A 13,670-nucleotide genomic window follows, 5' to 3' on the forward strand; every position below is an offset into this window, starting at 1 on the left:
GGAGAACGCCGACATGTCTGACGCAGCCAAGCAGTCTCAACGAATCGCCATCGTCACCGGAGCGGGAAGCGGGATCGGCCGTGCGGCGGCGCTGGCCTTGCTCGGCGACGGCTGGTCGGTCGTGCTTGCCGGAAGACGTCCCGCGCCGCTCGACGCGGTGATCGGCGAATCGAATGCAGCGGAGCGCGCGCTCGCCGTGCCGACCGACGTCTCCGATCCGCAATCGGTCGAGAAGCTCTTCAAGGCGGCGGTCGAGCGCTTCGGCCGCGTCGATCTGCTGTTCAACAACGCTGGCGTGACGAATCCGCCGGGACCGTTCGAGGACTGGACGCCCGAGCAATGGAAGAACGTCGTCGATATCAATCTGAACGGCATGTTCTATTGCCTGCAGCAAGCATTCCGCACGATGAAGGCGCAAACGCCCACGGGCGGCCGCATCATCAATAACGGTTCGATTTCCGCGAGCGCGCCGCGCCCCAATTCGGCGGCCTACACGGCGACGAAGCACGCGGTGCAAGGTCTCACGAAGACCGCATCGCTCGATGGCCGCAAGTACGACATCGCGGTCGGTCAGATCGATGTCGGCAATGCTTTCACCGAGCTGTCGGAGCGCATGTCGAAGGGCGTGCCGCAAGCGAACGGCGAGATCGCCATCGAACCGATGATGGACGTGAAGATCGTCGGCCAGTCGGTGCTCTACATGGCGAACCTGCCGCTCGAAGCCAACGTGCTGTTCCACACCGTGATGGCCACCAAGATGCCGTTCGTCGGCCGCGGCTGATTCTTCTTCTACGCGATCCGATACCAGACGCGAATGCCCGAGTACCAATGGCTCACGCTGGTATCGTCGCCGGCGCCGAACGTCGAGAGGCTCTCGACGTTCAGCACGTCGACGTCGTTCTCGGCAATCCACCTGTTCGCGCGCTCGACGAGCGCCGCGCCGTTCTCGTACACGTTGCCCTTGATGAGGTGATGCTGCACGATCTGTCGCTCGAAGTCTTCGTAAGCGATCTTCGCCATCCGCTGTCTCCTGATTTTCGTTCTGATGCGCCGATGTATCAGCGGCCGTTTATGTTGCGGCGCAGCGCTATCGCCGCATGACGCGTTCTGCCGATTCGAGCATCATATGGCCTGAGACACGCTCGTGCGAATCGGTGAATTCCGCGTGCGGGCGGCACGAGAACGCCAAGGAGAGCACGATGGACATGCGGCAACGCGAGCACATCGAGGCAGTCGTCGCGGCGACCACGCGGGCGGACGCGCTCGGTACGGCGCGAGCGCACGACGGCATCATTCAGTCTTCATGGCGGCGTTGCGTGCATCAGTACGGACTCGATCCGTCGCGCATGCAGGAAGCGCGCATCCTGCCGCAGACGCGCCTGCGCGAGCATCAGCAGCGCATCGACGACTTCGCGCGCATCGCGCGTCACGGTCTCGAAGCCTTGTACGAGCAGGTCGCGGGCATGGGTTATGTCGTGCTGCTCACCGATGCGCTCGGCGTGACCGTCGATTACATCGGCGATGCGAACACCGATTCCTCGCTGCGCCGCGCGGGTCTCTATCTCGGCGCGGAGTGGAGCGAAGCGGGCGCGGGCACCTGCGCGGTCGGCACCGCGCTCACGACGGGGCAGGCGCTCACCGTCCATCAGATCGATCATTTCGACGCCACGCACATTCCGCTCACGTGCACCGCCGCGCCGCTCTACGATTCGCGCGGCGCGCTTTCCGCGATCCTCGACATTTCCGCGCTCGTGTCGCCGCAAGCGCGCGACAGCCAGAATCTCGCGCTGCAACTCGTGCGGATTTACGCGGGGCACATCGAGAACGCGAATTTTCTGCGCACGCATCGGCAGGACTGGATTCTGAAGCTGAACACCGCGCCGGAATTCGTCGATGTGAACCCCGAATATCTGATCGCGCTCGATGCGAGCGGACGCATCGTCGGACACAATCGCCGCGCGCATACGATGCTCGCCGCCGAAATCGGCCGTCCGGTCGCGCCGGGAGAAAGGGCGACGTCGCTGATCGGCGTGCCGTTCGATACGCTTTTCGACGCGCGCATCGAAGAGCTGGGCCGCTTCGTCTATTCGCGCCCGAGCGAATTGCGCGCGGTGCCGCTCGCAAAATCCGGCGCGCTGCTTTATCTGAGCGTGATGCCGCCCGCGCCGTGCGTCACGCCGTCGACCAACGCGACTGCGGCGCGCAGCGTGGAAGTGCCCGCGCCGCTCGCCGCGCTGTGCGGTGGCGATGCCGCGCTCAGGCGTCAACTGGAACGCGCCGCGAAGCTCGTCGATTCGCCGATCAACCTGCTCGTCAATGGCGAAACCGGCAGCGGCAAGGAGTTTTTCGCGAAGGCGCTGCATCGCGCGAGCGCGCGGCGCGCGGGGCCGTTCGTCGCGGTGAATTGCGCGGCGATTCCGGAGACGCTCATCGAAAGCGAATTGTTCGGGCATCTGCCGAACAGCTTTTCGGGCGCGGGCGCGAAGGGCAAGCGCGGGCTCATTCAGGAAGCGGACGGCGGCACGCTCTTTCTCGATGAAATCGGCGACATGCCGCGCGAGTTGCAATCGCGGCTGCTGCGCGTACTGGCCGAAGGCGAAGTGCTCGCGATCGGCGCGTCGCGGCCCGTATCGGTCGATGTGCGCGTGATTTCCGCCACCCATCATTCGCTCGACGCGCTCATGCACGACGGACGCTTCCGCGAGGATCTCTACTATCGCCTGAACGGCGCGCGCTTCACGCTGCCGCCGCTGCGCGAACGAAGCGATCTCGACTGGCTCGTCGACAAGCTGCTCGAAGGCGCGGTCACGCTGACGCCGGCGGCGCGTGAACGGCTGCATCGGCATGAGTGGCCGGGCAATCTGCGCGAGCTTTGCAACGTGCTGCGCTATGCGCGCGCGGTGTGCGCGAACGGTTCGATCGATGTCGATGATCTGCCGGAAGGATTCGACGGCGCGCCGACGTCAGTCGAAGCCGAGCCGGCGCGCGCCGTCGTCGAGGATTTCGATCCGCATCGGCTGCCGCCCGAAGGCATGCTGCTGATGCAGTATCTGCGCGCGGCGAGCTGGAATCTGAGCGCGGTCGCGCGGCAGATCGGCGTGAGCCGCATGACGCTTTACCGGCGCATGGCGCGCTACGGCATCAAGTCGCCGAATCAGCGCGACGCGGGTCACTAACGCGCGATACGCCTGTACTCCCGCCGATACACCTGCCGCTGTGACACCTGTCACGGCGGCGCCCCGTACACCCTCCAAAGCGCCCGATTTCCGCGGGTAATCCCTCGCTTTTTCGCGCGCGAAAGCCGTCTTCAGATTGGCATGGCGCTTGCCTTTATCCGCCGCACAAAACACACAACGGAGACACTGGCATGCGTGACAGCGCGGCGCCGCTCGTCGGCATCATCGCCAATCCTGTTTCGGCGCGGGACATCCGGCGCGTCATCGCGAATGCGAACAGCCTGCAGCTCGCGGATCGCGTGAATATCGTGTTGCGGCTGCTGTCGTCGCTCGCGTCGTGCGGCGCTTCGCGCGTGCTGATGATGCCGGACCGCGAAGGTCTCAAGGTCATGCTCCAACGGCATCTTTCGCGCAAGCAAGGTCCGGACGCCGCGCTCGCTCACGTCGAATTCCTCGACATGCCCGTGACCGCGCGCGTCGACGACACGTTTCGCGCCGCGCGCATGATGCACGACGCCGGCGCCGATGCGCTCATCGTGCTCGGCGGCGACGGCACGCATCGCGCGGTCGTGCGCGAGTGCGGCCAGGTGCCGATCGCAGGCTTGTCGACGGGCACGAACAACGCCTATCCGGAAATGCGGGAGCCGACCATCTCCGGACTTGCGACGGGGCTCTACGCAACGGGCCGCGTCCCCGCGCGCCAAGCGCTCGCGTCGAACAAGTTGCTCGACATCGAAGTTCGCGATGCGAAAGGCAGCGTGCGCCGCGACATCGCGCTCGTCGATGCCGTGATTTCGCACGAGCATTTCATCGGTGCGCGGGCGCTGTGGAAGATCGACACGCTCGCCGCCGTCTACGTCTCTTACGCCGATCCGCAGGCGATCGGCATGTCGGCGATCGCCGGTCTGCTCGAACCGCTCGGGCGGCACGACAAGGGCGGACTCGCGATCGAGCTCGGCAGACCAGGCGACTGCGAATTCGAACTGCACGCGCCGATCGCGCCCGGCCTCGTCGAACCCGTGCCGATCGCGAACTGGACGCGCCTCGCCGACGGCGTGCCGCATCGCGTGAAGCAGAAGAGCGGCATCGTCGCGCTCGACGGCGAACGCGAGCTCGCCTTCGGACCCGGCGACGAAGTGAGCGTCACGCTCAGGGAAAGCGCTTTTCGCAGCATCGATGTCGCCGCGTGCATGCGTTACGCGGCGGCGTCCGGGCTGATGCGTCAGTCCAGCAGCCACACCCGCTAGGCCAACCCACGGAAGACATCAAAGGAGACAGAGATGACAGCGACGCAACATGCGGGCGGCTTGCCGCTCTCCAAGGACGAACTGCTGAGCGCGTATCGCAAGATGCGCACGATCCGCGATTTCGAAGAGCGCCTGCACGTCGATTTCGGACGCGGGGACATTCCCGGCTTCGTGCACCTGTACGCGGGCGAGGAGGCGGCGGGCGTCGGCATCATGACGCATTTGAACGATGGCGACCGCATCGCGAGCACGCATCGTGGACATGGACACTGCATCGCGAAAGGCGTCGATCCGGTCGCGATGATGAAGGAGATCTACGGCAAGAAAGGCGGCTCGTGCAACGGCAAGGGCGGCTCGATGCATATCGCCGATCTGTCGAAAGGGATGATGGGCGCGAACGGCATTCTCGGCGCGGGCGCGCCGCTGATCTGCGGCGCGGCGCTCGCGGCGAAGTTTCGCGGCAAGGGCGAAGTCGGCATCACGTTCGCGGGCGATGGCGCGTCGAACCAGGGCACGTTTCTCGAAAGCCTGAATCTCGCGGCCGTGTGGAACCTGCCGGTGATCTTCGTGATCGAGAACAACGGCTATGCCGAATCGACCGCGCGCGACTACGGCACGGCCGTCGATAGCTACGTCGATCGCGCGGCGGGCTTCGGCATTCCGGGCGTGACCGTCGACGGCACCGATTTCTTCGCGGTGTACGAAGCGGCGGGCGAGGTCATCAAACGCGCGCGCGAAGGCGGCGGGCCGGCGCTGCTCGAATGCAAGATGATCCGCTTCTACGGTCACTTCGAAGGCGACGCGCAGACGTACCGCGCGCCCGGCGAAATCGACGATATCCGCTCGAACAAGGATTGCCTGAAGAAGTTCGCGGCCGCCGTCACGCAAGCCGACGTGATCTCCCCGGGAGAACTCGACGCGATCGACAAGGAGGTCGCCGCGCTGATCGACCGCGCGGTGCAGGAAGCGAAGGACGCGCCTTTGCCGACCGCCGCCGATCTGCTCACCGATGTCTACGTCAAATATTGATTCGAGGAGACAAACACCATGGCCCGCAAACTGAGCATGAAGATGGCGATCAACGAAGCCATCGATCAGGAAATGACGCGCGATCCGAGTGTGATCGTGCTGGGTGAGGACATCGTCGGCGGCGCAGGCGCGGACGGCGAGAAAGACGCGTGGGGCGGCGTGCTCGGCGTCACCAAAGGTCTGTACGCGAAGCACGGCGATCGCCTTCTGGATACGCCGCTCTCGGAATCGGCATACGTGGGCGCGGCGATCGGCGCGGCGGCGTGCGGCATGCGTCCGGTCGCGGAGCTGATGTTCATCGACTTCATGGGCGTGTGTTTCGACCAGATCTTCAATCAGGCGGCGAAGTTCCGCTACATGTTCGGCGGCAAGGCGGAAACGCCCGTCGTGATCCGCGCGATGGTCGGCGCGGGCTTTCGCGCGGCCGCGCAGCATAGCCAGATGCTGACCTCGCTGTTCACGCACATTCCGGGGCTGAAGGTCGTGTGCCCGTCGACGCCCTACGACACAAAGGGATTGCTGATTCAGGCGATCCGCGACAACGATCCGGTCATTTTCTGCGAGCACAAGAATCTCTACGGCTTCGAAGGCGAAGTGCCCGAGAACTCGTATGCGATTCCGTTCGGCGAAGCGAACGTCGTGCGCGACGGCAAGGACGTGTCGATCGTCACGTACGGCTTGATGGTGCATCGCGCGCTGGAGGCGGCCGCGACGCTCGCGAAGGAAGGCATCGAAGCGGAAGTCGTCGATCTGCGCACGCTGTCGCCGCTCGATCTCGATACGGTGCTGGAGACGGTCGAGAACACGGGCAGGCTCGTCGTCGTCGATGAGGCGAACCCACGCTGCAATATCGCCACGGATATTTCCGCGCAGGTCGCGCAGCAGGCGTTCGGCGCGCTGAAAGCGGGCATCCAGATGGTCTGCGCACCGCATACGCCGGTGCCGTTCTCGCCGACGCTCGAAGATCTTTACATACCGAGCGCCGCGCAGATCGCCGACGCCGCACGAAAAACCATGAAGGGAGGAAAGCACTGATGGCCGCAATCACACCGATCGTGATGCCCAAATGGGGCTTGTCGATGAAGGAAGGCACGGTCAACGAATGGCTCGTGGAGGAGGGCACGGAGATTACCGTCGGCATGCCGATTCTCGATGTCGAAACCGACAAGATCGCCAACGCCGTCGAAGCGCCCGACGCGGGTTTGCTGCGTCGGCGGGTCGCGTCGGCGGGCGATACGCTGCCGGTCAAGGCGCTGCTCGGCGTGCTCGCGCCGTCCGACGTGAGCGACGCCGATATCGACGCGTACGTTTCGTCCTACGTCACGCCCGCCGAAGATGAGGAAGCGGGCGAGGAAGCGGCGGCGTATCACTTCGTCGATGTCGATGGCATCCGCGTGCGCTACGCCTCGCGCGGCGGCGACGATGCGAGCCGGCCCGCGGTGTTGTTCATCCACGGCTTCGGCGGCGATCTCGACAACTGGCTGTTCAACCTCGATGCGCTCGCCGAAAGGAACCGCGTATTCGCGCTGGATCTGCCGGGCCACGGACAATCGACGCCTAAAGTGCCTGGAACGTCTCTGGCAGCGCTGGCCGCGTTCGTCGGCAAGTTCATGGACGCCGTGGGTCTGGAAGCGGCGCATCTCGTCGGCCATTCGATGGGCGGCGGCATCGCGGCGCAGATGGCCGTCGATCAGCCGTCGCGCGTGCAGTCCGTGTCGCTCATTTCGCCTGCCGGCTTCGGCGATGAAGTGAACAATGCGTACACCGAAGGCTTCGTCACGGCCGAATCGCGTCGCGAGCTGAAACCGGTGGTCGAACTGCTGTTCGCGAATCCCGAACTCGTCAGCCGCCAGATGCTCGACGATCTCCTGAAGTACAAGCGGCTCGACGGCGTCAGCGACGCGCTGACATCGCTCAACGGCGGCTTGTTCGCGGGCGGAAAGCAGAGCGCGCTGCCGGGCGGCAAGCTGGCTGCGTCGCGCAAGCCGGTGCTCGTGATCTGGGGCGAAAAGGACCAGATCATTCCCGCCGCGCACGCGAAGCATGCACCGGAAGGCGCGACCGTTCGCGTGTTCGACGACGCCGGGCACATGAGTCAGATGGAGAAGGCCAACGAAGTCAACGCGTTGTTGAAGGAGCACGTAGGCAAGGGCGGCTGATCGTCCGGCGCGCGCCGCGGCGGAGCAGGACACCGTCGCGGCGCGTCCGCGCGTTCTTGACTACCATGTCGGGATCGCGTCTGCGTCGGCGCGTCATTCCTTCGATGCCATGCCCTTCCAACTGATCGATCCCGCCGCGCTTTCCGGCGATCCGCACGATCCGCTGCAAGCCGAAGAAGCGCTCCTCGCGCGCGCGGCCGCGGGCGATGCCGTCGCGCATGTCTGGGACGCGCCTGCATCGCTCGTCGTGCCGCGCAGCTATCAGCGTTACGCGGCGCTCGCCGACGCGCGCGAGGCTTTTGCTGCGCGCGGCTGTCCCGTGTGGCTGCGTCTGTCCGGCGGCGGTCTCGTTCCGCAGGGTCCGGGCGTGCTCAATCTGAGCCTCGCGTATCCGGTGCGCGCGCCGATGGGCGCGCTGTCCGAAACCGTCTACGTGCATCTGTGCCGGATTCTCGCCGATGCCCTCAGCTCGCTCGGCGTGCTGACGCACTGGCAGGCGGTCGAAGGTTCTTTCTGCGACGGCCGCTTCAATCTCGCCTGGGGCCCCGGCGACGACGCCCGCAAGATCGCGGGCACCGCGCAGTACTGGCGGCGCGTGCCGCACGGCGACAAGGACCAGCCGCTCTATGCGGTGCTTGCCCACGCCGTCCTGCTCGTCGATGCCGATCCGATCGAAATCAACGAGCGCGCCAACGCCTTCGAAGCGATGATCGAAAGCGGACGCCGCTACGAAGAACTGCGGATCGTGACCGTTGCGCAGGCGCTCGCCTACGAATGCTTTTCGATGCCCGCCGACCTGCGCGAGCGCGTGCGCGCGACATTGATCGACCGCGTGAAGGATGCGTCGCCGCCGGAACAATAAAAACGCATCGAGGTGGCCATGCCGCTCAGAAGTGCTTCGAACGGGTTCTTCTTCGCGCTTTGGGTGGCCGTGTGCGCGGCCGCGCCCGAATTTCTGTGGCAAGGGCTGTTTTCGCTCTTCGGCCATTTTTCGCTGACCGATGCCGCCGCCGCGCTCCTGATCGGCGCGATTCTCGCGTTCTTCGTCGAGCCGGTGCTGGAGCGCTTGCGCGGTCTGTCCGACGCGCACGAGCCCGCCGAGAAATCTCCCGCTTTCGCCGCGTGCGAGGCGTTGAGCTTTGCGATCGTCGCCGTCTGCGTGCACGAGGCGATCACCGTGTATGTCGCAGCGAGTCACGCCAACGAGCAGGCAAGCGAGAACCTCGTGAAAGCCGTGGCGCAGGCGCTGCAATGGGCGATCACGCCGTTTTTCATCACGATTGCGTGGATGGCCGCGCGCGCGCCGTCGTGGATCGCGTGGCCGATTGCGGCGCTGTCGATCATCGTCGGTTTGCTGGTCGGCGTGATATTCGGCTGGAGCGCGCATGTGCTCGTGACGAGCGCGATTCCCACGATAGCCGTGCTGATCGCGGGATGTCTCATCGTGCGGGAACAGTGGGATGCGTTCACGTTCAGGCGCTGCGCCCGCGCGACCGGCGTGATCGCGCTCGCCTGGCTCGTGCTGACGGGCGCGCTGCAACTCGCGCTATGGCTCGCGCACGTACAGGCGTTTCGCGTGTATGAGCGATCGGAGTTCTGGAGCGACTTGCGGTTTTATATCGGCTGGGTGACGGGCTTGCTCGTGGCGCCGTCGTTCGTGCCCGATGCGCCGCTCGCCGCCGGCGGCGATGACCGGCGCGTGCGGCATTGACTCAGTCTGTCAGTAAGTTCCGGGCGGCGGCTGCCAGCCCGGCGGCGGCGGAGGCGGCGGAGGCGTGGTGGAATACGCGCCGCCGGACGGCTGAACCATGCGCGTCGAGCCGCGTACCGGCACTTTGTCGCCGGCGGCGTACATGCATTGCAGATACGCGTAGTCGTAGCGCTGCTGCACGTTGTAGCCCGATGCCTGCGATGCCCCGACGCCGAACGCGCTGCCGGTCAGAAGGCCCGCGCCCGCGCCGATGGCCGCTCCCGATCCGCCGCCGAAGGCCGCGCCCGCCGCCGCGCCGAGCGCGGTGCCGACGACCGCGCTGCCGACCGCGCTGTTGGTCGCCGCCTGATTGGCGTCCACGCCGCCGACCTGCTGAAGGGCAAACTGGCGGCAGGAGTTGTCATCGGCGCGGAACTGGTCGAACGTTTTGGTGCTGCCGGGTAGCGCCATCACACTGGGGCCGGTAGGCATCACGGTGCAGGCCGAAAGGCCCGTCACGCCGATTGCCGCCAGTAAAAGGCCAAGCCTCGAGTAGTTCATGGATTCTTGCGAATTCGCTTCGTTATCGGTTTTCAAAGTGCCGAACAGCCTCAGTTCGATGGCGGCGGCGTCGCCGGAACCGGACGCCATGCGTTGGCGCATTGCTTCACGTACGGGTAATAGGCCTTCGCGGAGTCGCAGTAGTACCACATGCCTGGCTGCTGCGCGGGCGCGCCCGGATCGGCGGCGGGCTGACCCTGCTCGACGTATTGAACCGGCGCGGCAGGCTGAACGACGACGGGCGGCGGCGGATAGTAGTAATACGGCGCCGGCGCGACGGGATACGGGTAATACACGGGTCCGCCGACCCACACGCCGACGCGCGCCCAGGCGTACGCGTTGGCGGTCACGCCCGCGCTCGCGATCAGCGATAGCGCGATAAAAGCCTTCAGGCGATTCACGTCCTTCTCCAGAAAAAATGTTTGCGATGTCGATGGCGCTAACGGAAATCCGACCTCCGCAGTTGACCTGACATAGCGCATCCTCGAACGCTATTCCCTTTGCCGGAGAATTTCAATTACGCGGAACGGCGCGTATTTTTCGGCGCGTTACCCGGTAACAAAGTGTCGTGAATTCATGCGCGCAGCACGGTGATTCCGGCGCGTTCGATCGGTTCGACGAGCTTCGCGTCGGCGGTTTCCTCGACGATGACCGTCTGAGCCAGATCGATCCCGCCGATCCTGTAGGCCGACGCCGCGTTGAGCTTCGCCGCCGACGCCAGCACGACGGTTTCCGCCGCGCGCGCCGCGAGCGCGCGCTTGACGTGCGCTTCCTCGAAATCGCCGGTAGTGAGGCCGGCCGTCGGATGTACGCCGGTGACGCCCATGAAATAGAGATCGGCGTGAATGTGCGACATGGCTTCGACGGCAGCGGCCCCGACCGTGACGATCGAATGCTTGTAGAGCTTGCCGCCGATCAGCACGACGTCGACCGAAGCGTGCTCCGCCAGCGCCACGGCGACGCTCGGATTATGCGTGACGATCGTCGCGGACAGATTCGCCGGCAACTGACGCACGAGCAGCGCGGACGTCGTGCCGCCGTCGATGATCGCGATCTGCCCCGGCGCGATCATGTCCGCCGCTTTCTTCGCGATGCGCCGCTTCGCCTCCGATTCCATGTCCTCGCGCCGCGCGAACGGCGCGATCGCGGGCGAAGCAGGCAGCGCGCCGCCGTGCACGCGTTGCAGCAGCCCTTCGGCCGCGAGTTCGCGCAGATCGCGCCGCACCGTGTCCTCGGAAATGCCGAAGCGTGCGCTCAGTTCGGCGGCGAGCACCTGGCCGTCGCGTTTGAGGGCATCGAGAATCGCTTTCTTGCGCTGACTGGTCAACATTGTTTGCACGAAATTTCTTGATATTGCACGAAACTGCACGCTACCATGAGTTCAACAACTTGTCGAACGGGTGAACCGATGGAAACGAGCGAGCGCGTCCGCATCCTCAAAACCGAAGTGCTGTCGGACGACTGGTACGTCCTCAGAAAAGTGACTTTCGATTTTCAGCGCCGCGATGGCGCCTGGCAGCGTCAGAGCCGCGAAACCTACGATCGCGGCAACGGCGCGACGATTCTGCTGCGCGATCGCAAGACCGGCAACGTGCTGCTGACGCGCCAGTTCCGCATGCCCGCGTTCGTCAACGGACACGACGGCATGCTGATCGAGTCGCCCGGCGGCCTGCTCGACGACGCCACGCCCGAAGAGCGCATTCGCGCGGAAGTCGAGGAGGAAACGGGTTATCGCGTGCATCGCGTCGAGAAGATCTTCGAGGCGTTCATGAGCCCGGGATCGGTCACGGAGAAGCTCTATTTCTACGTCGGCGATTACGACAGCTCGATGCGCGTTTCGGACGGCGGCGGCGTAGAGGAAGAGGGCGAGGAAATCGAGACGATCGAAGTCCCGCTGCAAACCGCCATGCAGATGATCGAGCGCGGCGAAATCATGGACGGCAAGACGATCATGCTGCTGCAATACGCCGCGCTCGCGGCGCGTTCAGGCGAGTAGCGACACCGTCTTCACCTGCGCCCACAGGCGCATGCCTTCGACGATGCCTAGCCGGTCCAGCGAATAACGCGTGACGCGCGCGAGCAGCGGCGAGCCGTCGACGTCGAGCCGCACCACGGCTTGCGACGGATGGGCGTCCTTCGCGATGCCGATCACCGTCGCGGGCAGCACGTTCAGCACGCTGCTGCGCTCGTGCTCGTGCGTGCCGGTGACGAGACTCACGTCGCGCGCCTTGATGGCGACGCGCATCGTCTTGCCGCAGGACAAAGGCGTATGCACGACGGCGAGCTTCGCGCGCGAGCCCGGCAGCGCGAGCGTGAGCAGGCCGTACTTGCTGTCGTATCCGTCGACGATTCCCTCGAACACGACCGATGCGTCGTCGGCCATTGCGAGCGGCAGATCGAGCCGCGCGAGCGTATCGGCGATCGGCCCGCTCGCAAGCGCACGGCCGCCTTCGAGCAGCACGAGATGATCCGCGAGACGCGCGACTTCTTCGGGCGCGTGGCTCACGTAGATCACGGGAATGTCGAGTTCATCGTGCAGGCGTTCGAGATACGGCAGGATTTCCTGCTTGCGTTTTTGATCGAGCGACGCGAGCGGTTCATCGAGCAAAAGCAGACGCGGACTCGTCAAGAGCGCCCGCGCGATGCCCACGCGTTGCCGTTCGCCGCCTGACAATCCGGCCGGCATGCGCTCCAGCAGATGCGCGATGCCGAGCAAGTCCGCCGCCTGCGACAAATCCACGCGCCGCTCTGCCGACTTCACGCGCTCCAGCCCGAAGCGCAGATTCTTCTTCACGCTCAAGTGCGGAAAGAGGCTCGCTTCCTGAAAGACGTAGCCGAGCGGGCGCTTGTGCGTCGGCAGAAAAATGCGGCGCTCGGTGTCGAGCCAGACTTCGCCGTTGACGACGAGCCGCCCGGCGCGCGGCCGCGCGAGTCCCGCGAGACAGCGCAGCAGCGTGGTTTTTCCGGAGCCGGAATGGCCGAAGATCGCGGTGACGCCGCGACCGGGCAGCGCGAGATCGATATCGAAGGCGAAACCCTCGTGCTCGACGAGAAAGCGCGCTTCGATGGCTTCGTCGGAACGGGTATGCGCGCGGTCGAGCATCACGCGTTGATAAGTGAGTTCAGACATGAGCCGTGACGGAACGTCGGCCGGAGTAGAGCAGCAGAAGAACGACGAACGAGAATATCACCATGCCGCCCGCGAGCCAGTGCGCCTGCGCGTATTCGAGCGCCTCGACGTGATCGAAGATCTGCACGGACACGACGCGCGTGCGCCCCGGAATATTGCCGCCGATCATCAGCACGACGCCGAATTCGCCGACGGTATGTGCGAAGCCGAGAATCGTCGCCGTGACGATGCCCGGCCGCGCGAGCGGCAGCGCCACCGTGAGAAACGTGTCCCACGGACCGGCGCGCAATGTCGCGGCGGCTTCGAGCGGACGGCGCCCGATCGCTTCGAACGCATTCTGCAGCGGCTGCACGACGAACGGCATCGAATAGATCACCGAGCCGACGACGAGCCCCGTGAACGTGAACGGCAGCAAGCCGATACCGAGCGCCTGCGTGATCTTGCCGACATAACCGTTCGGCCCCATCAGCACGAGCAGATAGAAGCCGATGACCGTCGGCGGCAGCACGAGCGGCAGCGCCACCACCGCGCCGACGACGCCCTTCAGTTTCGAACGCGTATGCGTGAGCCACCACGCGATCGGCGTGCCGGCGACGAGCAGGAGCACCGTTGTCAGCGACGCGAGTTCGAGCGTCAGCGTAATAGCCTGGAGATCGGCGCTATCGAGCGGCATCGGCG

Annotated in this window: 15 protein-coding genes; 9 read left to right on the forward strand and 6 right to left on the reverse strand. The window is 65.3% G+C overall.

Annotation, left to right across the window (positions count from 1 at the left end):
- Positions 1 to 13 precede the first annotated feature (13 nt).
- On the forward strand, positions 14 to 781 hold the full coding sequence (locus QCE49_RS19195; RefSeq protein ID WP_008347148.1) for an SDR family oxidoreductase: 768 nt from the start codon (positions 14 to 16) through the stop codon (positions 779 to 781).
- An 8-nt stretch (positions 782 to 789) separates the two neighbouring features.
- Here the strand turns inward: QCE49_RS19195 and QCE49_RS19200 are convergent, their stop codons facing one another.
- Positions 790 to 1,020: a hypothetical protein gene (locus QCE49_RS19200; protein WP_008347150.1), complete on the reverse strand. Its 231-nt coding sequence runs from the start codon at positions 1,018 to 1,020 to the stop codon at positions 790 to 792.
- A gap of 179 nt (positions 1,021 to 1,199) precedes the next feature.
- On the opposite strand from QCE49_RS19200, the gene QCE49_RS19205 reads away from it, so the two are divergent.
- The 7 genes from QCE49_RS19205 to QCE49_RS19235 all read left to right on the forward strand — a co-directional run bounded on the left by QCE49_RS19205 (position 1,200) and on the right by QCE49_RS19235 (position 9,322).
- Entirely contained in the window at positions 1,200 to 3,176 is a 1,977-nt protein-coding gene (locus tag QCE49_RS19205) for a sigma-54-dependent Fis family transcriptional regulator (RefSeq protein ID WP_250458101.1), read from the forward strand.
- Between the two features lie 191 nt (positions 3,177 to 3,367).
- A complete protein-coding gene (locus QCE49_RS19210; protein WP_250458100.1) occupies positions 3,368 to 4,423 on the forward strand; it encodes an ATP-NAD kinase family protein in 1,056 nt (351 codons plus the stop codon).
- Positions 4,424 to 4,456: 33 nt separating this feature from the next.
- Positions 4,457 to 5,452 carry a thiamine pyrophosphate-dependent dehydrogenase E1 component subunit alpha gene (locus QCE49_RS19215; RefSeq protein ID WP_008347155.1) on the forward strand — a complete coding sequence of 332 codons (996 nt, stop codon included), beginning with the start codon at positions 4,457 to 4,459 and terminating at the stop codon, positions 5,450 to 5,452.
- Between the two features lie 18 nt (positions 5,453 to 5,470).
- Entirely contained in the window at positions 5,471 to 6,487 is a 1,017-nt protein-coding gene (locus QCE49_RS19220; RefSeq protein WP_008347157.1) for an alpha-ketoacid dehydrogenase subunit beta, read from the forward strand.
- Positions 6,487 to 7,611, forward strand: a complete 1,125-nt coding sequence (locus QCE49_RS19225; RefSeq protein ID WP_250458099.1) for an acetoin dehydrogenase dihydrolipoyllysine-residue acetyltransferase subunit — start codon at positions 6,487 to 6,489, stop codon at positions 7,609 to 7,611. The genes QCE49_RS19220 and QCE49_RS19225 overlap by 1 nt, the downstream gene beginning before the upstream one ends.
- Before the next feature lie 109 nt (positions 7,612 to 7,720).
- Positions 7,721 to 8,473 (forward strand): lipoyl protein ligase domain-containing protein, encoded by a 753-nt coding sequence (locus QCE49_RS19230; RefSeq protein ID WP_250458098.1) that lies wholly within the window; start codon positions 7,721 to 7,723, stop codon positions 8,471 to 8,473.
- A gap of 18 nt (positions 8,474 to 8,491) precedes the next feature.
- On the forward strand, positions 8,492 to 9,322 hold the full coding sequence (locus QCE49_RS19235; RefSeq protein ID WP_250458097.1) for a hypothetical protein: 831 nt from the start codon (positions 8,492 to 8,494) through the stop codon (positions 9,320 to 9,322).
- A 9-nt stretch (positions 9,323 to 9,331) separates the two neighbouring features.
- On the opposite strand, the gene QCE49_RS19240 is transcribed toward QCE49_RS19235, so the two are convergent.
- The 3 genes from QCE49_RS19240 to QCE49_RS19250 form a co-directional block, all read right to left on the reverse strand.
- The gene (locus QCE49_RS19240) at positions 9,332 to 9,862 is read right to left on the reverse strand and encodes a YMGG-like glycine zipper-containing protein (RefSeq protein ID WP_033535907.1); all 531 of its coding nucleotides are present in this window, start codon (positions 9,860 to 9,862) and stop codon (positions 9,332 to 9,334) included.
- A gap of 50 nt (positions 9,863 to 9,912) precedes the next feature.
- The gene (locus QCE49_RS19245; RefSeq protein ID WP_033535906.1) at positions 9,913 to 10,263 is read right to left on the reverse strand and encodes a hypothetical protein; all 351 of its coding nucleotides are present in this window, start codon (positions 10,261 to 10,263) and stop codon (positions 9,913 to 9,915) included.
- A 173-nt stretch (positions 10,264 to 10,436) separates the two neighbouring features.
- On the reverse strand, positions 10,437 to 11,192 hold the full coding sequence (locus tag QCE49_RS19250) for a DeoR/GlpR family DNA-binding transcription regulator (protein ID WP_250458111.1): 756 nt from the start codon (positions 11,190 to 11,192) through the stop codon (positions 10,437 to 10,439).
- Between the two features lie 78 nt (positions 11,193 to 11,270).
- On the opposite strand from QCE49_RS19250, the gene QCE49_RS19255 reads away from it, so the two are divergent.
- A complete protein-coding gene (locus QCE49_RS19255; RefSeq protein WP_250458096.1) occupies positions 11,271 to 11,858 on the forward strand; it encodes an NUDIX domain-containing protein in 588 nt (195 codons plus the stop codon).
- Here the strand turns inward: QCE49_RS19255 and modC are convergent.
- Together modC and modB are read right to left on the reverse strand one after the other, a co-directional pair.
- Positions 11,847 to 12,965, reverse strand: coding sequence for a molybdenum ABC transporter ATP-binding protein (modC, locus tag QCE49_RS19260; protein WP_250458110.1), 1,119 nt, complete (start codon positions 12,963 to 12,965; stop codon positions 11,847 to 11,849). The two genes, QCE49_RS19255 and modC, sit on opposite strands and share 12 nt — an antisense overlap.
- Positions 12,966 to 12,984: 19 nt before the next feature.
- The gene (modB, locus tag QCE49_RS19265; protein ID WP_250458095.1) at positions 12,985 to 13,665 is read right to left on the reverse strand and encodes a molybdate ABC transporter permease subunit; all 681 of its coding nucleotides are present in this window, start codon (positions 13,663 to 13,665) and stop codon (positions 12,985 to 12,987) included.
- Positions 13,666 to 13,670 lie beyond the last annotated feature (5 nt).

Source organism: Caballeronia sp. LZ008, from assembly GCF_031451435.1.
GTDB classification, from domain to species: Bacteria; Pseudomonadota; Gammaproteobacteria; order Burkholderiales; family Burkholderiaceae; genus Caballeronia; species Caballeronia zhejiangensis.